Here is a 22201-nt window from a genome sequence, read left to right as displayed (position 1 = left end):
TTGTGATGTCCAACGATCCCGTCGAGTTGTCCAACGAAAGTAGGAAGTTGGCCAACCACTGACCAAGGCGCGTCTAATGTAACAGTTACAAAGCTGGATGGAACAGGAAGTTTGGAATCAATTACTACACCATCCCCCACCTCTCAACATCCTCACCAAACTTCGAAACGAACCCTGACCACTACACAACATCCTCACCGCATTTCGAAACGAACCCCCACCACTCCACAACGTTCCCACCAAACCTCGAAACGTGCCTGAACTACCTTACAACATTCCCGCCAAACCTCCCAACGTCTCATTCTCATCCCCTATTGAGTGCATCTTTCCACAGTGTTACTATAAAACTAGACAGTCATGATTTAGGCGGTCGCGGTGGCGCGGTGCGTCATCGATCGGAAGGGAGATGCCTCGTATGAAAGTGACCTTGTTTGCCACCTGTTTGGTAGATATGTTCCAAACGAACGTCGGCAAGGCGACGGTAGAGTTATTGGAACGCCTTGGCTGCCAGGTTGAATTTCCGGAGTCGCAAGTGTGTTGCGGCCAACCTGCGTACAATTCGGGTTATGTGAAAGATTCCAAAGAAGCGATGAAGAAGATGATCGATACGTTCCAAGATGCGGAAGTGATTGTCTGTCCTTCCGGCTCCTGTGCTTATATGTTCCATGAATATCAACATATTTTCGAAGGGGACCCAATTTGGGAGCCGAAAGCTAAGAAATTGGCGGAGAAGACATTTGAATTGACGGAATTTATTGTCGATGTCTTGAAAGTGGAAGATGTTGGCGCCCGTTTGGAAGGGAAAGCGACGTTCCACACGTCCTGTCATATGACCCGGCTGCTCGGTGTCAAAGAAGCGCCGGTTAAACTGCTGAAACAGGTCAAAGGTCTGGAATTCACGGAGTTGCCGAATAAGCATCAATGCTGCGGCTTCGGCGGTACTTTCTCGGTGAAGATGGCGCAAATTTCGGAACAGATGGTTGACGAGAAAGTGCAGCATGCGGAAGAGACGGAAGCGGAGATCCTGATCGGGGCAGATGCGGGCTGCTTGATGAATATCGGCGGCCGGATGGAACGGGTCGGTGCTCCGTTGAAAGTGATGCACATTGCAGAAGTATTGAATAGTCGATGAAACGGGAGGTGTATGTCAAATGCCTATGAAAATCGGAACGGATAATTTTAAAGAACGAGTCGACACGGGACTCCACGATGATTTCATGCGCGGAGCGGTGTCAGCCGCTCAAGATCGTTTGGAAAACAGGCGGCTTGCAGCAGCGGAAGAGCTTGGAAATTGGGAAGACTGGCGCTCTTTGGGCGAAGAAATCCGTCAGCATGTTCTCGCCAACCTTGATTTCTATTTGAATGAACTAAGTGAGAATGTGGCCAAGCGCGGGGGGCATGTCTTTTTTGCGGAGACTGCGGAAGAGGCCAATCGTTATATTGTCGAGGTCGCGAAAAAGAAAGAAGCCAAAAAAGTCGTCAAATCGAAATCGATGGTGACAGAGGAAATCGATTTGAATGCGAACTTGGAGAAGGCGGGATGCGAAGTCATCGAAACGGACTTAGGCGAGTATATTTTGCAAGTCGACGACCATGATCCCCCTTCCCATATTGTCGCTCCAGCTTTGCATAAAAACAAAGAACAAGTGCGCGATGTATTTACAGAAAAATTGGATTACCAAGGGACGGAGAAGGTGGAAGAGCTCACGCTGCATGCCCGTAAAATGTTGCGGGAAGATTATTTGACGGCAGATATCGGCATCACAGGCTGCAATTTCGCTGTTGCTGAAACAGGATCAATCTGCCTCGTGACGAATGAAGGGAATGCCGACCTGGCGACGGCACTGCCGAAAACGCAAATTACCGTCATGGGGATGGAGCGGCTCGTCCCGACATTCGAGGAGTTGGAAGTGCTCGTCGGTTTATTGTCTCGCAGTGCCGTCGGGCAAAAATTGCCGAGCTATGTGACAGTTCTGACAGGACCTAAGGCCGCGGGGGAAGTCGATGGACCGGAGGAATTCCACTTGGTCATCGTCGATAATGGGCGTTCGGATATTCTGGGCAGCGAGTTCCAGTCGATCCTGCAATGTATCCGCTGCGGGGCGTGCGCCAATATTTGCCCAGTGTACCGGCATGTCGGCGGCCACTCGTACGGCTCGATCTATTCGGGTCCGATCGGCGCTGTCCTGTCTCCGCTGCTTGGCGGATATGATGACTACAAGGAACTGCCGTACGCTTCCACGTTATGCGGAGCGTGTACGGAAGTCTGCCCGGTGAAAATCCCGCTTCATGACTTGCTCCACAAGCATCGGCAAGTGATTGTCGAGAAGGAAGGCAGGGCACCGATTTCAGAGAAATTGGCGATGAAAGCATTCGGTTTGGGTGCGGCATCGCCTGCGCTTTATAAGATGGGCTCCAAATTTGCACCTACGGCAATGAACCCCTTCACAGCGGGTGACAAAATTTCCAAAGGTGTCGGCCCATTGAAAGCGTGGACGGAAATCCGGGAATTTCCGGCACCGCATAAAGAGCGGTTCCGCGACTGGTTCAAAAACCGCCCGAAAGGAGAAGACGAATGATGACGGGAACTATCCAAAATCGGGACAAATTCCTTGGTAAGCTGGCCAACCGGCTCGGCAGGGATTCGATTGCGACGGATGTACCACGTCCGCAATGGAGCCGCCAGCCCCAGGATGATGTTTTGAAAAATGCCACGCCTGACGAATTGCTAGAAGTACTGAAAACCCAATGTCTTGTCATCCATACGGATTTGGAGACGACCGATCTGGCAGGCTTGCCCGACCGGCTTCATCAAGTCGTGGCTGATTACGGCGGCGGTCCTGTCATTACGTGGAAAGATGAGCGGTTTGAGAAGTTCGGCTTGGCCCCTTTGTTCAACGAAACTTGGCCCGCTGAGAATATCGATCTGCATGTATGGAACCCGGAGCAGGGCGAAGCCAATATCCAGTTCGCAGAGCAGGCCAATGTCGGCATCACCATCAGCGACATGACCCTGGCCGAATCGGGAACGGCGGTTTTATTCAGCGAGCCGGATAAGGGGCGGACGGTCAGCTTCTTGCCATTCAAGTCCATCATCCTCATCCCGAAAAGTACAATTGTCCCACGGATGACCCAAGCGGCCCGGGCGATCCGCGAGAAAACAAAGAACGGTGAACAGCTCGCGTCATGCATCAATTTCATCACGGGCCCGAGCAACTCCGCCGATATCGAAATGATTCTCGTCGTCGGTGTCCATGGCCCGGTGAATGCGACATATATTGTGATAGAAGATTTGTAAAATGAAAAACATCCTGACGGGTTTTCACCTGCAGGATGTTTTTTAGGTTGAATTATCCGACTTGAAGAATGAGTAGACTGGCATACTTGTAGCTGCAATGTTCCTGCAAGTGGGCAACGACCTGGATCACGTCGCCCGCTTGTAAGGCGAGCAGCTGGGTGGAAGTCAAAGTTGCGGAAGTCGTTGATTCGGTCATGGAAGGAAGGGGGGCATCGCCGCCGTTTACTTTCAGATAGAAAGAGGAAGGGTCGCAGCTGATCATTTTGGAATCCAACAAGACTTGATAACTGATTTGATAGACACCATCCTTATTCACTTGCAATCCGGCTTCTGCCGGCGCCACCTCTCTCAACGGACCGGTAACCGGCAGGTGGATCGGACCGGATGTCGATTGGCGGGTATCCGTATGGGCAAACCCGTAAGCCGAATCGGATGTTCCGGCAGGTCCCGTTTCTCCTCGAGGCCCCGGTGGCCCTGTAGATCCTTTCGGCCCTCGTTCTCCGCGTTCCCCTTTCGGTCCAGGAGACCCCGCAGGCCCCCGTGGCCCCCGTTCTCCCTGAGGTCCGCGCTCGCCTTTTTCTCCTTGTTCTCCTTTTTCACCCCGTTCACCCGGCAGTCCTTCCAATCCGTGAAATCCCCGTGGACCGCGTTCCCCCTTTGGGCCAGGCGGTCCCGGTTCTCCACGTTCGCCCGGTGGTCCGGGACAGCCCGGTTCACCAGGTGGTCCTTGATAGCCTCGCGGTCCCCGTTTCCCTCTTGTGGCTTCGCCGCATGTACAAAAAATGTCTTGATGACATTTTGGACATCGCTCCATTTGTTTTCCTCCTTTCCTTCAACTGGAACGAATTATATTCGGGAAAATCCCTTTGGTATTGTATGTACAAAGGAGGTAAAACGAAAGGGCACCCGCCGTGAAAAGAGAATCTACTCCGCTGCAATCGAAGGACAACTTCCGTTTGCATACCCCATGTCATAGCGTAAAGAGAGAGGAAGGGGGATCCCCGGAATGGATACGATAATCTGGCTCTTCCTATACTTGGATAGTTGTCTGTTTTTCGGCTTTTATTTGTATGTGCGGAAAATCAAGAAACGGATCGGCTTTCAGCTAGGGATGAATATTAGCATGGCAATGGGCGGAATGATGGCCATGCTGTCCGGTGTTCTGTTCATCCTTCAATTCCCTTTTCATTTTACGTATATTACGATGCTATCCGCACTGGTTGGGATGGGGACGGGGGCCGTATTTGGACATCTTTTTGATTATCAGACGTTTGTGACAGGCCTGACGAATGGAGCCGTTGTCGGATTGATGTCACCGATGATTGGGACTGTCGTCGAGATGCCCGTGCTATTCGTTTGGAGTCTCCACATCTTATTTGTCATCAGTTTAATGGTGATTTTGAGTTCCATTCAAAGGTCGTGAGGCACATTGCTGCTCATCCTAGTTTTACTTTTTTGGAATGTCGGTGAAATGGGGATTATCTATCAAGTGTTCCGAAAGAAGCACTTACTTTTTGACGATCGGTATACGAAGGCGATGTGTACGGCATTGGCCTCGATTTCTTCATTCGTCATTGCCCTTTATTTGAATTTACTCCTCCCTGCTCATCCGGTTACGTATTTTCTCCCTTTCTTCGCAGGTGTTTGGATCGGTTGGCAATTCGGTTCATTCATGAAAGCACCCGCCTCTTTGAACAGCGTGTAGAACGGGACTCTTGGCGGAATGATGGGCATGATGTTCGGTGCTGTCCTTCAGAATCCGGCGCTTTGCAACATCCCGATGGAAACGGAAGCATTCATCACCTCCAATCTCATAAGATTCGTCATTTTTTGTGCCGGCCTTCATACGCTCGTCCACTCTGTTGTCCGCTATTCGCTAAAAAAATAAAGGAAGGATGCCGTTGCTGAGAATCGTCTGGGGTATCGTTGTCCTCGCTCTTGGGTTGGTTGCATTTTACTTATTTTGGCCCCGCTCGCTAGCGTTGCCGCATATCGGAACCGTACAAGAGTGGCCATTTACAGAAGTCCGTGAATTCAATATTTCATTGATCGAGCTGCCTATTACGTACAACAAACAAGGGTGGCATGATCCCAAGGGCAGGATCTATGTGTTGGATGAAGACTTGGAGGATATTTGCGCGGGGAGGAAAGAGCCGGAGCCTCTAGTCATCCATGCACCGGCCCATACTTGTTTCCGCATTAATTATACAAATCGATTGCCGCATCTTTTGGATGGGGATGCGTTTCAATTGGTCACCCGGACTTATGAAAACGGGTTCCATATTCATTTCGTCAAATTCGATGTGCTCGTGAATGATGGAGCGAATGTCGGTTGGAACTATGATTCTTCTGTATTGCCGGGTGAAACAATTCAATATTCCTATTATGCTGAAGTCGAAGTAAAGGCTTGGTTTTTCCATGATCATCTCTACCCGAACGCCCATCAGCAGCATGGTGTGTTCGGCTCAGGCGTCGTCCATCCTCGTTTCACAGAATTCCTCGATCCGCGAACTGGAAAGCCTGTGGTGCACGGAACGCAAATCACGGCAAAGCATCCATTGATTCCGGATTACCGGGATTTCGCTTTATTTGTCCAGGATTTCACTCTATTGTTCGATCGGCACGGAAAACCGCTGCAACCTCCGAGATATCCAAGTTCCGATGATGATCCGGGTTTATTCGGCGTGAATTATAAGAACGAGCGGCTGCAATTCCGGTTAGGGGAAGATTGCGATCCCGCCTATACATTCAGTTCCTATCAGAATGGGGATCCCGTGACGCCTATTCTACGGGCATATGAGGGCGATTCGATTCGCATCCGGCTCCTGCAGGGCTCGCAGGAGGAATCCCATAGTTTCAACGTACATGGGCTGAGATGGCATAAGGAGCGCGGCAGCTTGTACTCCTCTTTAAAAGATCAGGAGCATATCGGAATTTCGGAATCCTTCACGATGGAAACGTATATCGAAAGGGCCGGCGACTATCTCTGGGCGTTTGAGACGGAGGAGGATTTATGGAATGGGCTTTGGGGATTGATCCGGGCTTATGATGAGAAAGTGCCGGATCTGATTACGCTGTCAGATCGGCCCGAGCCGTTGAAACGGTCCAAACCGTTGCCGGAATATACGGGTTCGAAGCCGCCGCAAGCGGAGGATCCGAGTGTTCGCCCTGTGAAGGGGCCCATCCGTAAATTCGATGTAGTCGCTTTCCAAACTCCGCTTCTCTATAACGATTTCGGCGACCATGATCCACACGGCATCATTTTTGCTTTGCGGGAAGATCGGGAAGCCATTTTAAAAGGGAAGAAACGTCCGGAACCGCTGATTCTTCGGGCCAATGTGGGGGATACCGTGGAAGTTACGTTGACGAGCGAGTTGGAGTTGGATAAATTTCCGTTCCCAGACGGCATCTATCCCTACCCTGTCGTGAAAGAACAAGCGTGTTATCCGCCGTCCCTACGGATTTCCTTGCATCCTCAATTGATTCAATACGATGTTAAAACGTCGGCCGGGGAAACGGTTGGATTCAACGGCGATCAAACGGTGGGACCGGGAGAGAAGCGGACGTATCGATGGGGGGTGGATTCTCAAGTAGGCGTTTGCGGTTTGTGGGATATGGCGGACATTCGCAATCATAAATCGCAAGGTGCGTTCGGGGCCTTCATTGCGGAGCCGAGGGGCACGAAGTATGTGGATCCGTACACATTACAGCCTGTGAAAACAGGGGCGAATGTCGTGTTGCGCAATCCGTTCTTGCCCGATATCCGGGAATTTGTTGTAATCATGCACGATGGAATCCGATTGTATGACAAACAAGGGCAGGTCATCTTCGATCCGGTTGATGGAATTTTGGTGCCGCCTACGGAAATCGATGAAGATTTGTTGGACACTTATGATCAAGGATCCCGGGGGATCAATTATCGGAGCGAGCGGTTGATCAACCGTTATCGCAAAAATCCTGAGCTGCATGAGTTGTTCAGTTCCAAGGTGTTTGGGGACCCGGCGACTCCCGTGTTTGAATGTTATGTGGGAGATCCGGTAACCATCCGGCTCGTGACGCCGGCGGAAAGAAGAAGAGCGCATTCTTTTCATTTGCATGGGCATCGATGGCGGTTCGATACGAAAGATATCGAATCCCGGACAGAGGCCTTTGTCGGATTTCATGTCGCAGGGGCGGCCAAGAACTTGGAGTTGCTTGGGGGAGCGGGAGCATACGGGAAATTTCCGGGCGACTATTTATACCGCTCCGGGAATATCCGATGGGATATTGAACAAGGCATGTGGGGCATCATGCGGGTTCACGAGAAGCTCGTTGAAAAATTGCCGAAACTAGAGCAGTAAAGGGAGGGGAAGCATCTTCTCCTCTCTTTTTATAATGGAAAGGAGGTGTCAAGTAATGAAAGAGCGTGATGGGAAAGATTGTCCGGAAATACTCCCGACTCCCCAGCTCCCCAGCTCCCCTCTCCTACCGATGATCTGCCGCCCGAACTCCTCGAAGATATCCAAGATGCGAATGACTTATTACTGGATTTGGCTTTATCGGATGACCGATCAATCGATGAAACGTACCAAAAGGTGTTCGACGGATTGAGCGACCTATCCGTACAAGTGATAGATCAGTCCGGAAATGCGATCGAAGGGAAGGTGATACTGGCCGGTTTTGATTTTGTCGTTCTCGAAGGGGAGGCGAGCAACATCATTTTACCGTATCCGAACATTAAAAAGGTGTTGCCCGCGGGCCGTTTTGCCGAGCCTTTCCCGGCCCTCGATCTGTTGGATGCTTCATCGGGCTGCAAGCGCGAACTAGCCTTTCGTTTCGGGGAGACGGTTGCCTCCTCGCCAGAGTTGATCCATCTGTTCTTCAGAATCCGACTGGCCGTCTATTTATTGACGTTGGAGAAGCTTCCCATTGAAGTGATAACTGAAGATGATACCTTTCAAGGAACGCTTGGGTATGTGAGCAAAGAAACGATCTGTTTAGCTACCGAGGCAAAAGAGATAGAGATTCCGATAGGTCGCATCCGTTTGATCCGGGTCGTTTATTGAAAAAGAAGAAGTCAGCCAATCTAATCGTCGGCTGACTTCTTCCGGGTTATTGACAAGGTCGGTGAGGCTGCTCGCCAACGACCTCGACATGTGCAATCTGATCGAGTGAAAAAATCCAAGTCTTCCCGACCGGCTGTTCCCGCTTTTCGGATTCGTGCTCCTCCTCTGGAATGCTTAAGGTTGTCTCACTTTCCTGTGGAAGGGCGTCGTCGACCAGCACTTCCAGAAAGTTCGATCCGACCGAAACGATGGTCCCGGTCACTTCATCTCCGCTCTCCAGCTTGAAATGCGCTTCCTTCCATAACAATCGAAGGAGCCTGAAGTGGAACCCGTCCTGCAAGCCGGCCAACCGGATACTGAAATGGCGGCAGCAACTGCTTCGGCAGCACCCGCAGTGATGGCGGGAATGCCCGCAACGATCGGAGTGGCGACATGAAGAACATCCACACCTATGATCCTTGTATCGTATTGTAGAACATCCACAATGGCATGATCCCATAGTATAACCTCCCCTCGGCTTTGCACTTACTATATGTAGCTGCTTGGAAAGACCTTGGTTGGTCAACCTATGGGTTATGAACAGAATGAAAAAGACCTCCAATCATAGGCAAGGTCCCTATGACTAGAGGTCTGGTAAAGCCGATTAGCTATTCTTTGATTGGAATTCCAGCATGAAATCACGGAGTGCCTGGCACGCTTCAACCGGAACCGCATTGTATGTGGACGCACGGCATCCACCGACCGAACGGTGGCCGTTCAAGCCGACGAATCCGGCTTCTTTAGCTTCCGCGAGGAATTTCTTCTCGAGCTCTTCATTCGCCAAATTGAACGTAATATTCATGAGGGAACGGCTATCCGGTGCGGCATGACCCGTGTAGAAGCCGTTGCTGTCATCGATTGCATCGTAGATCAACTTCGCCTTTTCCTCGTTTTGCTTCGCGATCGCTTCCAAGCCGCCTTTTTCTTCAATCCAGTTCAACACTTCGCCGAGCATGTAAATGCCGAATGTCGGAGGTGTATTGTACAATGAATTGTTTTTGACATGGGTGCTGTATTTCAACATCGTCGGAAGTTCGCTTTTCGCTTTTTCCAGAAGGTCTTTGCGGATGATGACCACAGTCACACCGGACGGGCCCAAATTCTTTTGCGCTCCCGCATAGATCATCCCGAATTGGCTGACATTCACTGGCCGGGACATGATATCGCTCGACATATCGGCGATCAACGGAGCATCGCCCGTCTCAGGGAACTCGGTCCACTGCGTTCCATAGATCGTGTTATTCGAAGTGACGTGGACATAAGCGTCCGTAGAATTGAATTGAAGTTCATCCAACCCTGGGATACTGCGGTATTTATTGTCTTTCGTGCTCGCCAATTCATAGGGCCGGCCCAGCAATTCAGCTTCTTTATATGCCTTTTCAGACCAAGAGCCTGTCATGACGTATCCCGCTTGTTGTCCTTCTGGCAAGAAATTCATCGGAATCATGGAGAATTGCAGGCTCGCTCCGCCTTGAAGGAAAAGGACTTCATAATTTTCAGGAATGGCAAATAACGATTTCAAGCGATCGATCGCAGCATTATGGACTTCTTCAAAAGCGGCGCTGCGGTGGCTCAATTCCATGACGGACATGCCCGTACCGCGGAAATTGACCAGTTCCTCTTGCGCTTTTTCCAATACCGCCAACGGAAGTGCGGATGGACCCGCGTTGAAATTGTATGCACGTTGATTAGTTTGACTCAAGTTGAACACTCCTTCTAGGAAACAAATATATATATGAAATTATACACCTTTGAAAGTGGAAATGGTTGAAAATATCCGAACATTTTTTGAGGATTTCTCTTGAATGATAAGCTTAGCGCTTACAAGCCCTCGTCCAGTTCTCATAAGTCCCCGTCCCGCGCTCATAAACCCAGCCTTGCGCTCATAAGTCCCCGTTCCGCGCTCATAACCCCAGCCTTGCGCTCATAAGCCCCCGTCTCACGCTCATAAGCCCGTGCCTCGCGCCCATAAGTCTCCGTCTCACGCTCATAATCCCAGCCTTGCGCTCATAAGCCCCCGTGCCGCGCTCATAAGCCCAGCCTCACGCTCATAATCCCACATTCCGCGCTCATAACTCCACGCCCCCCGCTTATAGCAACCCACACCACCGATCAATACCTTCCAATCAACAAACAGTCCAAACATCATACTATCCATTCCAATAAGAAAACAGCCCCATTACGGCAGGGCTGTTAATAAATCCACTATTACGGCAGAATGGCGAAGGAGCGGACCGGGAAGCCGGATGCTTTCTCCGGTTTTGGAACGATGTTGAAAATAACCGCTCCTTTTGCCGGCAGCTTATCCAAGTTGGTCAACAACTCAATTTGGTACGTGTCCTGTTCCAATACGTAATATTCGCCAAGCAATGCGTTGTTTTTCTGGAAATCAATCGCTGAATCCGTATCATACGTTTCGTGGCCGATCGCTTTCACTTTCCGCTCTTCGAAGAGGAACTTCAGCGCTTCCAACCCCCAGCCCGGGATGCGGTTATTGCCATCTGCATCCTTGTTGTCGAACGCTTCTTTATCCGGCCAGCGTTTGCTCCAGTCCGTGCGCAGTGCGACGAATGTGCCATCTTCGATTTCCCCGTGTTCCGCTTCGAAGTCGAGGATGTCCTGAACCGCCAGCGTAAAATCATGGTTTTCCGCAGCTTCTTTTGATTTGTCGATGACGACCAAAGGCAAGACCAGTTCTTTCAGCTCCAGTTCCTCCAAATAGCGCGTATCGCGGACAAAGTGGATCGGCGCGTCGATATGGGTTCCGTATTGGCCGGCGAACGTGAATTGCTGAGCGAAAAACCCGTCATCATGGTCGAATAAAGTAACGGTTTCCGCCGCGTCGAATGCGGAGAAATGAGGAGAATCCTTCCCGAACGTATGTGTCAGGTCGACCCATTCTTTCGACTTCACCAGTTGAATCGCTTCGAGAACTTCGTTGGTTAATGTTTTTGTCATGACAAATCCCTGCTTTCTTTATTTTATTTCAACAACTGCAAAATCTTTATTCACTTCGGCAGCCGCCTGCAGCGCTTGTTCGAAATCCGCAATTAAATCATCGACATGCTCGAGCCCAACAGAAAAGCGCAGCAGACCGTCGGTGATCCCTCGTTTATCCCGCTCCTCTTTCGGCATTGCCGCGTGGGACATTTGCGCCGGATAGGAGAGGATCGATTCCACTCCGCCCAGACTGACGGCAAATACCGGGATTCGGATATGATCGACGAATGCTTTTGCCGTTTCCCGATTCGGCAGACGGAATGACAGTACCGCTCCGGCGTCAGAGGATTGGGCCGCGTGGATGGCATGGCCCGGATGGTCGGCCAATCCCGGGTAATAGACGTGCTCGACTAACGGGTGTTCATTCAAATAATCTGCGATTCTCTTCGCGGAGGCGGACGATTGGGCCAACCGTGCGCCGAGCGTCTTGATACCCTGGATGAGGGAGAATGAATCTTGCGCTCCCAAAATGGCGCCGAATGAGTTTTGGATGAAGGCGAGTTGATTGCCTAGTTCTTCATCTTTCGTCACTGCTAATCCAGCGATGATATCGCTATGGCCGGACAAAAATTTTGTTGCGCTATGCAGTACGATATCTACACCGAGTTCAATCGGACGTTGATAGAGCGGCGTCATGAACGTATTATCCAAGAACGTCAGGCAACCGTTTGCTTTGGCCAGCTCCACGATAGCGGCGATATCCGTAATGCCGAGACGCGGGTTCGATGGCGTTTCCATGTAAATCACTTTCGTATTCGGGCGAATCGCTGCGGCGGTCGTTTCCAAATCCGCCAAGTCGACAAATGTGTGCTCAATGCCGAATTTCGTCAATACTTGCGTGATGAAACGGAACGTCCCGCCATAGACATCTTCCGTCACCACGATATGGTCCCCGGATTTCAGCAGCATGAAGGCGGAAGAGATGGCTGCAATTCCGGAAGCGAATGCCAGCCCTCTTGCGCCGCCTTCCAACTCCGCGATGGCCTTTTCCAGCGCATCCCTCGTCGGATTGCCCGAACGGCTGTAATCGTACGGGCCGAATGAATCGAAATCTTCCTGATGAAAAGTGGAGGATAGATAAATCGGTACGTTCACGGCTCCCGTTTTCTGTTCAAAATCGCCGCTCGTGGATGCGTGGATGAATTTCGTTTCCAATCGCTGGTAGCTCATCGTTGGGGTCCCCCGCTTTCCAATTTCGCGAATACTTGCTTCAAGTCGTCAATCAAATCATCCGCCTCTTCCACACCGACGGAAAAGCGCAACAGCCGATCGCAGACCCCGCGCCGCATCCGCTCTTCTTCCGGAATATCCGCGTGAGTTTGCGTCGTTGGATAGGTGATGAAACTTTCCACTCCGCCCAAGCTTTCCGCAAAGGTGATAAGTTGGAGACTTTCCAGGAATGTTCCGACCCATGCACTCTCCTTTAGACGGAACGACAGCATGCCGCCTTGTCCGGCATAGAGGACATCAGTCACTTTCGGTTCGCTCTTTAAATACTCAACAATCGCCTTTGCGTTGGCATCATGTTGTTTCATTCGTAAATGAAGCGTTTTGAGGCCGCGGATAATGAGCCAGGAATCGGAAGGGGAGAGCACCGCCCCGATGGCATTGTGGTTTTTGCCTAGCCGTTCGCATAATTCTTCGCCTTTCGCCACAACGAGACCGGCGAGGACGTCGTTATGCCCCCCGATATACTTCGTCGCGCTATGGAGGACGATATCCGCTCCATATTCAATCGGACGCTGGAAATAAGGCGTCAAGAAAGTATTATCGACAATTAAAAGCAGACCGTGCTGTTTAGCCAGTTGCGCATACGCCGCAAGATCGATTTCCTGCATAAGTGGATTTGTCGGCGTTTCGATGAATAAAGCCCGAGTGTTTTCGGTAATAAGTTCCTCCACTGTCTCTACATTTGTAAAATCGGTATACGTAGTTTCGATTGAATACACATCGGAATAGTAGTCTAAAAGACGATACGTACCTCCATAAATGTCTTCCGGGACGATGAGTTCATCTCCAGAACGGAATAGGGAAAGGACAAGTTGGATTGCCGCCATCCCTGAGCTACAGGCAAAACCCGCATCCCCGCTCTCCAATTTCGCGATGCCGTCTTCCAAAATCGACCGGGTCGGATTTTTGGTCCTTGTATAATCATATCCCGTCGTTTTCCCAATGCCATCATGCTTATAGGCGGTGGATAAATAAATCGGCGGATTGATCGCCCCTGTCTTGGGATCGCTATGGTTCCCCAGCTGCACTAACGTCGTTGCCAAACTTCTCTTAGTCATCGTGTTCATCCTTTTCTAAATGAAATAAAAAAGAGCGCCCTTTTCGAAGAAGAGGACCCTCAGTATGTATGAAGTCAATCTCCTTATCTTCAAGGCTGCTCGCCTATTGGAATTAGCACCATACCTGAAACAGGCTGGTTGCCGAGACATCGTAGGGCCAATCCCTCCGTCTCTCTGGATAAGAATACAAATATGAAGTTGTGTGAAAAGATTAATTTATCCAACTCTATCATGAGAATCTTTTTAATGCAAGAGCTAATTTCTAGGGAAGCAACCTTCTGTAGCGAATTGGTTCTCTGTGATAATATGTTCGTATTACATATGGGTAGGAGTGGTAGGAATGGTAGCTAAACATTTGCAGGATTGCACTACTTTGTCCAACGGCGTCCAAATGCCGTGGATGGGCCTGGGGGTTTACCAGTCAAAGGGGGAAGAAGTGGTAGACGCGGTGAAATGGGCATTGGATGCAGGATACCGCAGCATCGATACGGCCGCGATTTATCGCAATGAAGAAGAGGTCGGACGAGCGCTCAAAGAATCGAGTGTTCCGCGTGAGGAAATTTTCGTAACGACAAAAGTGTGGAACTCGGATCAAGGCTTCGAGGCTGCGTTGGAGGCATTCGACGATAGTTTGAAACGGTTGGATCTCGAGTATGTGGATCTTTATTTGATCCATTGGCCGGAACCCGGCAAATACAAAGAGACGTGGAAGGCGTTGGAAAAGCTTTATAAAGATGGACGCGCACGGGCAATTGGCGTCTGCAACTTCAACATCCATCATCTGGAGGACTTGATGGCAGATGCGGAAATCATGCCGATGGTCAACCAGGTCGAATACCATCCATGCTTGACACAAGTCGAACTTCTGGCATTTTGCAAGGAGAACGGCATCCAGATGGAAGCATGGTCCCCCCTTATGCGAGGACAGCTTCTGGACAATCCAGTGTTGGTCGAAATCGCCGAGAAATACGGAAAAACGGTTCCACAAGTGATGCTGCGCTGGGACTTGCAAAACGGCGTCGTGACCATTCCGAAGTCAGTGAAGCAAAGCCGGATCATCGACAATTCGAACGTGTTTGATTTCGAGCTCACTGTAGAAGAGGTGGAGGCCATCGGGACGTTGAATGAAAACAAGCGCGTCGGCCCGGACCCGGATAACTTCGATTTTACAGGCGTTACCGTGAAACGATGAGGAAGATGGAAAATGCCGTGGCAGCTGCCCGGCATTTTTTGTGTCGGACACAAGTCCCCGCTTACTTCGGGCCGCGCTTATAAGTTGTGCTTTCCCGCTCATAACTCCACGTCCGCGATTATAAGTCGTAGTTCTACGCTCATAATTTCCGAGTCCCGCCCATAAGTGTGTGATCTTCGCTCATAACTTTTCCGCTGCGCTCATAACTCCTTCACCTTCGCTCATAAGTCATGTTTCATCGCCTATAACCCTTGCACCACCGCCTATAACCCTTGCACCACCGCCCATAAGTCGTACCTCATCGCCCATAAGCCCTCCCCCGTGCCCATACCCGGCCACCCTATTTCAAGCCCTGGCGCAAACATTCAAGTCCCATGAAAACACAGCATTCTCCGTATCAGTTCCCATGGAATTTGGCAATCCTGTAGGTTAGAACCCGCCAGATTCCGGGTACATGTAGTATACTCGGTATACTAATACATATTTAGAAGTGGAAGAAGGAGATAGAAATGAGTTCGAATTACAAAGACGATAGCTGGACATTGCATACAGATCTGTATCAAATCAACATGGCCGAATCCTATTGGGCGGACGGCATCCATAATCGCAAAGCTGTATTCGAATTGTTTTTCAGGAAATTGCCGTTCGGGAACGGCTATGCTGTCTTTGCGGGGTTGGAGCGCATCCTCGATTATTTGCGGGAACTGCGTTTCACCGAGAGTGATCTAGCCTATCTTCGTGAAGAATTAGGATACCGGGAGGATTTTATTGCGTATTTGAAGGAGCTTCGATTTACGGGGGACATTTACTCCATGCAGGAAGGCGAAATCGTCTTTGCCAATGAACCGATCATCCGGGTGGAAGCACCATTGATCCAGGCGCAATTGATCGAGTCGGCGATACTCAATATCGTCAATTACCAGACATTGATCGCTACGAAAGCGAGCCGCATCAAACAAGTGGTGAAAGATGAAGTCGTCATGGAATTCGGTACGCGCCGTGCACATGAGATGGATGCCGCGATCTGGGGAGCCCGGGCGACCTATATCGGCGGCATTGAAGCGACGAGCAATGTCCTTGCAGGGAAACGGTTTGAAATCCCGGTGGCAGGTACGCATGCCCATTCGATGGTCCAAGCGTATAAGAGCGAGTATGAGGCCTTTCATTCCTACGCCAAGCGCCACAAAGACTGTGTATTTTTAGTGGATACATACAATACGCTGAAAATCGGCGTGCCGACCGCTATCCAAGTGGCGAAAGAACTTGGGGATCAGATCAATTTCCAAGGCATCCGGCTGGATAGCGGCGATATTGCGTACCTCTCGAAAGAGACGCGAAGAATGCTGGATGAGGCGGGGTTCCCGGATGCGAAAATTATCGTCTCCAATGATTTGGATGAATACACCATTCTCAACTTGAAAGCGCAAGGCGCACGGGTGGATGTATGGGGAATCGGGACGAAGCTGATAACGGCCTACGACCAGCCGGCATTAGGGGCTGTTTACAAGATTGTCTCCATTGAAAACGAGGAAGGCGAAATGGAAGATACCATTAAGATTTCTTCATCCACCGAAAAAGTGACGACTCCCGGGCGGAAAAAATTGTACCGGATCATCGACCGGGAAAACGGCATGGCGGAAGGGGATTATATCGCGATGTATGATGAAGATCCGGCTTCCGAAAAGCGCATCAAGATGTTCCATCCGATCCATACGTTCATTTCCAAGTTCGTGACGAATTTTGAAGCGAAGGATCTGCATGTCAAGGTTGTGGACCAAGGGGAAATCGTCTATGAGAATCCGCCGCTCCGTGAGATGCGGGAATATGCCAAGGAGAACTTGGCGCTTCTTTGGGATGAGTATAAACGGTCGTTAAACCCGGAGGAATATCCGGTTGATTTAAGTCAAAAGTGTTGGGACAACAAGATGCGCAACATACAGGAAGTGCAAGAGATGGTGGAAGAATACATTGAAAATAAATGAGGTGGATGAGCGTTGACTACATTGCAGGAGAAAATCATAGCTGAATTAAAGATGAAGCCGGTGATCGATCCGAAAGAAGAGATACGCAAGTCAATCGGTTTTCTGAAAGCCTATTTGCAGAAGAATCCATTCCTTCATGGATATGTCCTTGGAATTTCGGGAGGGCAGGATTCGACGCTCGTCGGGAAGCTGGCCCAGATGGCTGTCGATGAATTGAATGACGAAAATGGCGATGAAACTTATAAATTCATAGCGATCCGTCTGCCGTATGGCACTCAATTTGATGAAGACGATGCGCAGGATGTGTTGGAGTATATCAGACCATCTTTAACGTATACGATCAACATCAAAGAGGCGGTCGATGCGAGCGAGCGGGCGCTGGTGGAGGCAGGCATCACGTTATCGGATTATGCAAAAGGCAATGAGAAGGCGCGTGAGCGGATGAAAGTCCAGTATTCAGTGGCGGCCATGCATAACTGCGTCGTGTTGGGAACCGACCATGCTGCCGAAGCAATTACCGGATTCTATACGAAATTCGGGGACGGGGCAGCGGACCTTATGCCGATCTTCCGGCTCAACAAGCGGCAAGGTAAACAGTTGCTGCGTGAACTGAATTGCCCGGAGCATCTGTACACGAAAGTGCCGACCGCCGATCTGGAAGATGAAAAACCCGCCATTCCGGATGAAGTCGCGCTCGGGGTCACCTATGACGATATCGATGATTACTTGGAAGGAAAGCAGATTGCGGATGCGGCACGGCAGACGATTGAGAACCACTTCCTTCGTTCGCAACATAAGCGGCATATGCCGATCACTATTTTCGATGACTTTTGGAAATGAAGGACAGGGCCTCCCTGTCCTTTTTGACGCTTAAAGCGTCCGGTTTCATTCATTGTGGAAGACACGTTCTTCCTGTATGATGTTAGTAGTTAAGTTACAAACGGTTGGAATGTGAATGTCCGTCAGATTTGCTTTAGCAATGGGGGAAATGAGATGACAAATAGAGAAATGATCGGAAGCATACTGGATAATATAGAAAAAGTCATGATCGGAAAGCGGGAAATCGCCGAACTTAGCTTGACGGCGCTCCTATCCGGCGGGCATGTCCTGTTGGAAGATGTGCCTGGCGTCGGGAAGACGATGCTGGTGAAAGCGCTCGCAAAATCGATTGGCGCCGACTTCAAGAGGATCCAATTCACGCCGGATCTGTTGCCATCCGATGTCCTCGGTGTGTCGATCTACAATCCGAAAGAAATGCAGTTTGAATTCCGTCCAGGACCGATTCTAGGCAATATCGTTTTGGCTGATGAAATTAACCGCACGTCGCCTAAGACCCAATCTGCTCTCCTCGAAAGCATGGAGGAATCCTCCTTGACGGTGGACGGGGAGACGATCCGCATCCCTCAACCGTTCTTCGTCATGGCCACCCAGAATCCGATCGAGTACGAAGGAACCTATCCGTTGCCGGAAGCGCAGTTGGACCGTTTTTTATTCAAACTGAAAATGGGGTATCCATCCAAGTCGGAAGAGGTGGAGGTTCTTCGGCGGGCGGTGGAGGAAGTGGCTGTCGAAAAGTTGGAACCTGTCATCACGTTGGCGGATTTACGCGACTTGCAACAAGCCGTGAAGAACGTAACGGTAGATGATACGGTCAAATCCTATATTGTTGACTGTGCAACAGCGACTCGGGAAGATGCCGATGTCTATTTGGGTGTAAGCCCTAGGGGTTCGCTTGCGCTTATGAGAGGGTGCCAGGCATACGCCTTAGGAAAGGGTAGGACCTATGTCACGCCGGATGACGTACAATACTTGGCCCCGTTCGTCTTTGGCCACCGGGTCATTGTAAAACCGGAGGCCCGGTTCCAAGGAGTGTCCCCCGACACGCTGATTCGTCGGATTTTGGGCAATGTCTACGTGCCGGTTGACCGGTCTAGGTTTACGAGATGAAGGCCGCCCGTCTACGAATCGGTCTGCTCGGGCGGCTGCTTTTCGTCGTAACCCTCCTGGCAACCTCTTTTGTGTTTGCCATGTTCCAAGGCGGCATCGTCAGTTGGACGATCTTTTATATCCTCTTGCCGTTCGTCGGATATTCGATCCTGCTCTTCTTTTATCCGATTTCCTCTATTAAGGTGGAACGGGAATTGATGCCGCCCCGTGTGCATCGGGGCGGCAGTTTGATGGTCGTCGTCCGTCTGAAACGAAAGTTCCGGTTCCCGCTGCTCTATGTTGTAGCGGCAGAAATGGGAGATGACTCGCGCCTCCATGCTTCAGCGGGCAGCCGGATGAAGCAGATTTTTCTGTTGGGAATATCCAAAGAGGTGGAGTGGACGTATACGATCGATCGAATGCCGAGGGGAGAACATAAATTCCGGGGAATCGAGATTGAGCTGTCCGATTTCTTCGGCTGGATTAAAAAAACAGCGCTGCTCCACTTGCCTGAAACGATTCTTGTCTATCCGAAAATAACAGACTTCCAATATAACCCAAGAGATAGTCGTTCAGAAACAGGTTCCCTGGACACATCGCAGAACTCGAAAGACCTCACATTGGTGACGGGCGTTCGTGATTATCAAGCGGGGGACCGGATGGCCTGGATCCATTGGAAGTCGTTCGCTAAAACTCAGAATTTAATGACGAAAGAATTTGATGGAGGCAGAGCGAAGCACCTCTTTCTCGTATTGGACGGCAGATATTCCGATGTGTTCGAGGGTCAAGTTGAACTTGCCGCTTCTTTGCTGCGCGAAACTTCAAGAAGGCAATCGGGTTTGGCATTCGCCATCCTCGGATCCAATCCGCTCCTTCTACCTTCCATTCAATCGGAAGATCAACTACACCAGGCGTTCGTTCAGTTGGCCAAGCTGCAGCCATCCAATGAGGAAGGACTTCCCGTTGTGGAACTGGCGGCGCTCCCTTCCAGTGAAAATGTCGTGATCATAACGGGGAACCCCGATGAAATCTTGTTCGAGTCTTTGTTATCACATTTTCAACAGGCACGTTCAATCGTCTGTTTTGTTATAGTGGACCAGGAAGGCCTGTCCGGGAAAAGGGAAGGGGCGATCCAGTTGGCCCGTTCAAAAGGGGTCAAGGTCCATACGTTATATCGAAAACCGTCTTCGGATACATTCAATGAGGTGGCCCGATGAGAAATGAAAGACAGATTGACAAATGGATGCTGATTCTTCTGTATGTACTTGCCTTTGTTCTGCTTTGGGAATGGCTATTGCCCGTAATGGAACTGACTTCCTCAGGGAATATGCCTCTATTTCTACTATTTGTCGCCCTGTTTTTCCTGATGGCCCTGTTTAATCTAAAATGGTGGATCGCAATCCCGGTAAAAATAACTTATATCTTATGGGCTGTCCATTATATCTTTTTTCATGAGTTGCTTTTTTCCAAACAAGCCCTTGTTTTGTTGAGGGATGATTTCATCGCAAATTTGGTGGTCCTCTTGAAAGGGCAATGGGAGGGTATTTCAAATCCCTTCCGGACGTTACTGTTTTTCGCGTTGCTATGGATGACGGCGTATTTAATTCGATATTGGATTGAAGTGAAAAAGAGCATTTTATTATTCTACGTCATGACTGTCGTCTTTATTGCCTTCATTGACACGTTCAGCCCTTATTCAGCCGAACAGTCGATTTTCCGGATCATGATGTCGGGTTGTTTGCTGCTTGGATTATTGACCATCTCCAGGCTCGTCCAAAAACAACGGAAACCACTCCGTTTGCGTACGTATCTCTTCATCTCGCTCCCGCTATTGCTTGTTGTCTCAATGAGCGGGTTGTTGGCCCATTATTTGCCGAAAGGAGAGCCGGTATGGCCAGATCCTGTTCCGTTTGTCAAGGCGGTCGTACAAGGTGTCGAGGAGTCAGGCAATATCGCCGGAGTTATGAAGAGCGGCTACGATCCGGATGACTCCAGACTGGGCGGTTCCTTTGTGCAGGATGATACGTTGATTTTCGAGGCGGAAACGGCAAAACGGCAATATTGGAAAATCGAAACGAAAAATACGTACACATCCAAAGGGTGGGAGCAGGTGTCCCCGTCCAGTGAACAGACGGGTTATCGGATGGGAGACGAACTCCGGACGGTCAGTGAAGAAGGCGAGTTGCGATGGGCGGAATTGGTATTTTCCAAACCGTTTCCATTCGTCATCTATCCATATGGATTGCATAAGGTGCACGCGGACGAGGCCTATCAGCTCATCCTGACCAATGCGACTGGGAAATATGCTACAGTCGCCGCCAATGCGAATCAAACTTCCTTCTCAGCAGTCCAGCTCCCTGTTTACGCAATGGAATTCGAGGAGCCGAAATATAGTTTGAAAACGTTACGGGCTACGACGATGAATGATTATGCCACAGTGAAGGAAAATCTGAATCCATATCTTCAGTTGCCAAGTCAGTTGCCGCCCCGCGTCCGGGAGCTGGCACAGGAGATTGCCGGGGAGTCGCAAAGTGTTTATGAGAAAGCGAAGGCGATTGAGCGGTATTTTGCAAGGGATGGCTTCGTGTATGCTCAGGATGACATCGCGGTTCCAAGGACGGGCCAAGATTATGTGGATCAGTTTTTATTCGAAACGAAGCGGGGATATTGTGATAATTTTTCGACTTCCATGGTCGTCATGTTGCGATCGATCGACATTCCGGCCCGTTGGGTGAAAGGATTCGCGCCGGGCGAAGAAACGAGGAATGCCGAAGGGGATAAAATCTTCCGCGTCACCAATAATGAAGCCCATTCGTGGGTGGAAGCCTATATGCCGGGTGTCGGCTGGATGCCGTTCGAACCGACAATCGGTTTTACGAATACAGCCGACATCGAATATGATTTGGATTTGAACGTTGGCAATGCGGAAACTCCGGAACAACAGGAGCAACGTCCAAAAGAAGTGAAGAAGAATGAACCGAAAACTGCTGCAAAAAAAGAAGGCGGGTTTACCTCTTTTATAGCGGATTTGGATAAATGGTTCCAAACAAATACGATGAAGACGGTGTTCTTTGGACTTGCCCTTTTGTTGGTCGTTTCCATGGCGTATGTCCAGCGGGCTAAATGGTTGCCTGCCCTGTTGACACGTTGGCGGCGGTCCGAATCGGGCGATTGGGAGATGTTCCGGAAACAGTACGGAAGCTTGCTGAAACAACTGGATCGGGTCGGCTTGAAGAGGCGGCACGGCATGACGTTGGCCGATTATGCCAAGGAAGTGGATCGTCATTTTGGTGGAACTTCGATGAGCCTCTTGACCGTTGCCTATGAAAAAGGCTTTTACGGCGGGGAAACAGTAGATCATGATTGGATGAATTTGCAGGAAATGTGGGAAGATTTAATCAAAAAGACTGTGGGTTGATTTTTGATTTTAT

The 22201-nt window shown here is 50.1% G+C and carries 20 protein-coding genes and 1 riboswitch; of the genes, 14 read left to right on the top strand and 6 right to left on the bottom strand.

Going from position 1 to position 22201, the window contains the following annotated elements:
* Window positions 1-415: 415 nt before the first annotated feature.
* Genes OXB_RS02070 through OXB_RS02060 form a run of 3 tightly spaced genes read left to right on the top strand, consistent with a single transcriptional unit; the run spans window position 416 to window position 3298 of the window.
* A complete protein-coding gene (locus OXB_RS02070; RefSeq protein WP_041071518.1) occupies window positions 416-1132 on the top strand; it encodes a (Fe-S)-binding protein in 717 nt (238 codons plus the stop codon).
* A 19-nt stretch (window positions 1133-1151) separates the two neighbouring features.
* Window positions 1152-2579 (top strand): LutB/LldF family L-lactate oxidation iron-sulfur protein, encoded by a 1428-nt coding sequence (locus OXB_RS02065; protein ID WP_041071514.1) that lies wholly within the window; start codon window positions 1152-1154, stop codon window positions 2577-2579.
* Window positions 2579-3298, top strand: a complete 720-nt coding sequence (locus OXB_RS02060; RefSeq protein WP_041076159.1) for a LutC/YkgG family protein — start codon at window positions 2579-2581, stop codon at window positions 3296-3298. The genes OXB_RS02065 and OXB_RS02060 overlap by 1 nt, the downstream gene beginning before the upstream one ends.
* 52 nt (window positions 3299-3350) lie before the next feature.
* Here OXB_RS02060 and OXB_RS02055 read toward each other — a convergent pair whose 3' ends face one another.
* Window positions 3351-4112: a collagen-like protein gene (locus OXB_RS02055; RefSeq protein WP_041071511.1), complete on the bottom strand. Its 762-nt coding sequence runs from the start codon at window positions 4110-4112 to the stop codon at window positions 3351-3353.
* Between the two features lie 192 nt (window positions 4113-4304).
* On the opposite strand from OXB_RS02055, the gene OXB_RS02050 reads away from it, so the two are divergent.
* The 5 genes from OXB_RS02050 (at window position 4305) to OXB_RS02035 (ending at window position 8343) form a co-directional block, all read left to right on the top strand.
* Window positions 4305-4721 carry a hypothetical protein gene (locus OXB_RS02050; protein WP_041071508.1) on the top strand — a complete coding sequence of 139 codons (417 nt, stop codon included), beginning with the start codon at window positions 4305-4307 and terminating at the stop codon, window positions 4719-4721.
* Window positions 4722-4769: 48 nt separating this feature from the next.
* On the top strand, window positions 4770-5003 hold the full coding sequence (locus tag OXB_RS19160) for a hypothetical protein (RefSeq protein WP_231860347.1): 234 nt from the start codon (window positions 4770-4772) through the stop codon (window positions 5001-5003).
* An 18-nt stretch (window positions 5004-5021) separates the two neighbouring features.
* Complete coding sequence (locus OXB_RS19155) at window positions 5022-5186, top strand: hypothetical protein (RefSeq protein WP_231860346.1); 165 nt, start codon at window positions 5022-5024, stop codon at window positions 5184-5186.
* Window positions 5187-5199: 13 nt separating this feature from the next.
* A complete protein-coding gene (locus OXB_RS02040) occupies window positions 5200-7638 on the top strand; it encodes a hypothetical protein (RefSeq protein WP_231860345.1) in 2439 nt (812 codons plus the stop codon).
* 78 nt (window positions 7639-7716) lie between these two features.
* The gene (locus OXB_RS02035; protein WP_052483829.1) at window positions 7717-8343 is read left to right on the top strand and encodes a hypothetical protein; all 627 of its coding nucleotides are present in this window, start codon (window positions 7717-7719) and stop codon (window positions 8341-8343) included.
* 46 nt (window positions 8344-8389) lie between these two features.
* Here the strand turns inward: OXB_RS02035 and OXB_RS02030 are convergent, their stop codons facing one another.
* The 5 genes from OXB_RS02030 to OXB_RS02010 all read right to left on the bottom strand — a co-directional run bounded on the left by OXB_RS02030 (window position 8390) and on the right by OXB_RS02010 (window position 13670).
* Window positions 8390-8650: a hypothetical protein gene (locus OXB_RS02030; protein WP_041071505.1), complete on the bottom strand. Its 261-nt coding sequence runs from the start codon at window positions 8648-8650 to the stop codon at window positions 8390-8392.
* A 336-nt stretch (window positions 8651-8986) separates the two neighbouring features.
* A complete protein-coding gene (gene serC, locus OXB_RS02025) occupies window positions 8987-10084 on the bottom strand; it encodes a 3-phosphoserine/phosphohydroxythreonine transaminase (RefSeq protein WP_041071502.1) in 1098 nt (365 codons plus the stop codon).
* A 506-nt stretch (window positions 10085-10590) separates the two neighbouring features.
* The gene (locus OXB_RS02020; RefSeq protein ID WP_041071499.1) at window positions 10591-11340 is read right to left on the bottom strand and encodes a cyclase family protein; all 750 of its coding nucleotides are present in this window, start codon (window positions 11338-11340) and stop codon (window positions 10591-10593) included.
* A gap of 18 nt (window positions 11341-11358) precedes the next feature.
* Window positions 11359-12552 carry a cystathionine beta-lyase gene (gene metC / locus OXB_RS02015; RefSeq protein WP_041071496.1) on the bottom strand — a complete coding sequence of 398 codons (1194 nt, stop codon included), beginning with the start codon at window positions 12550-12552 and terminating at the stop codon, window positions 11359-11361.
* Entirely contained in the window at window positions 12549-13670 is a 1122-nt protein-coding gene (locus OXB_RS02010; RefSeq protein ID WP_041071493.1) for a methionine biosynthesis PLP-dependent protein, read from the bottom strand. Before OXB_RS02010 ends, metC begins: the two co-directional genes overlap by 4 nt.
* Window positions 13671-13750: 80 nt before the next feature.
* A riboswitch (SAM riboswitch) is annotated at window positions 13751-13855 on the bottom strand.
* 155 nt (window positions 13856-14010) lie between these two features.
* Here OXB_RS02010 and OXB_RS02005 point away from each other — a divergent pair.
* The 6 genes from OXB_RS02005 to OXB_RS01980 all read left to right on the top strand — a co-directional run bounded on the left by OXB_RS02005 (window position 14011) and on the right by OXB_RS01980 (window position 22188).
* Window positions 14011-14862, top strand: coding sequence for an aldo/keto reductase (locus OXB_RS02005; protein WP_041071490.1), 852 nt, complete (start codon window positions 14011-14013; stop codon window positions 14860-14862).
* A 509-nt stretch (window positions 14863-15371) separates the two neighbouring features.
* On the top strand, window positions 15372-16844 hold the full coding sequence (locus OXB_RS02000; RefSeq protein WP_041071487.1) for a nicotinate phosphoribosyltransferase: 1473 nt from the start codon (window positions 15372-15374) through the stop codon (window positions 16842-16844).
* A 12-nt stretch (window positions 16845-16856) separates the two neighbouring features.
* Entirely contained in the window at window positions 16857-17684 is an 828-nt protein-coding gene (gene nadE / locus OXB_RS01995) for an ammonia-dependent NAD(+) synthetase (RefSeq protein WP_041071484.1), read from the top strand.
* 153 nt (window positions 17685-17837) lie between these two features.
* The gene (locus OXB_RS01990; RefSeq protein WP_041071481.1) at window positions 17838-18791 is read left to right on the top strand and encodes an AAA family ATPase; all 954 of its coding nucleotides are present in this window, start codon (window positions 17838-17840) and stop codon (window positions 18789-18791) included.
* A complete protein-coding gene (locus OXB_RS01985) occupies window positions 18788-19987 on the top strand; it encodes a DUF58 domain-containing protein (protein ID WP_041071478.1) in 1200 nt (399 codons plus the stop codon). Before OXB_RS01990 ends, OXB_RS01985 begins: the two co-directional genes overlap by 4 nt.
* The gene (locus OXB_RS01980; RefSeq protein ID WP_041071475.1) at window positions 19984-22188 is read left to right on the top strand and encodes a DUF4129 domain-containing transglutaminase family protein; all 2205 of its coding nucleotides are present in this window, start codon (window positions 19984-19986) and stop codon (window positions 22186-22188) included. Before OXB_RS01985 ends, OXB_RS01980 begins: the two co-directional genes overlap by 4 nt.
* Window positions 22189-22201 lie beyond the last annotated feature (13 nt).

The organism is Bacillus sp. OxB-1 (genome assembly GCF_000829195.1).
Lineage (GTDB): Bacteria > Bacillota > Bacilli > Bacillales_A > Planococcaceae > Sporosarcina.
Note: the sequence above shows the minus strand (reverse complement) of the source record. Positions and strands in the feature narration are given on the sequence as shown.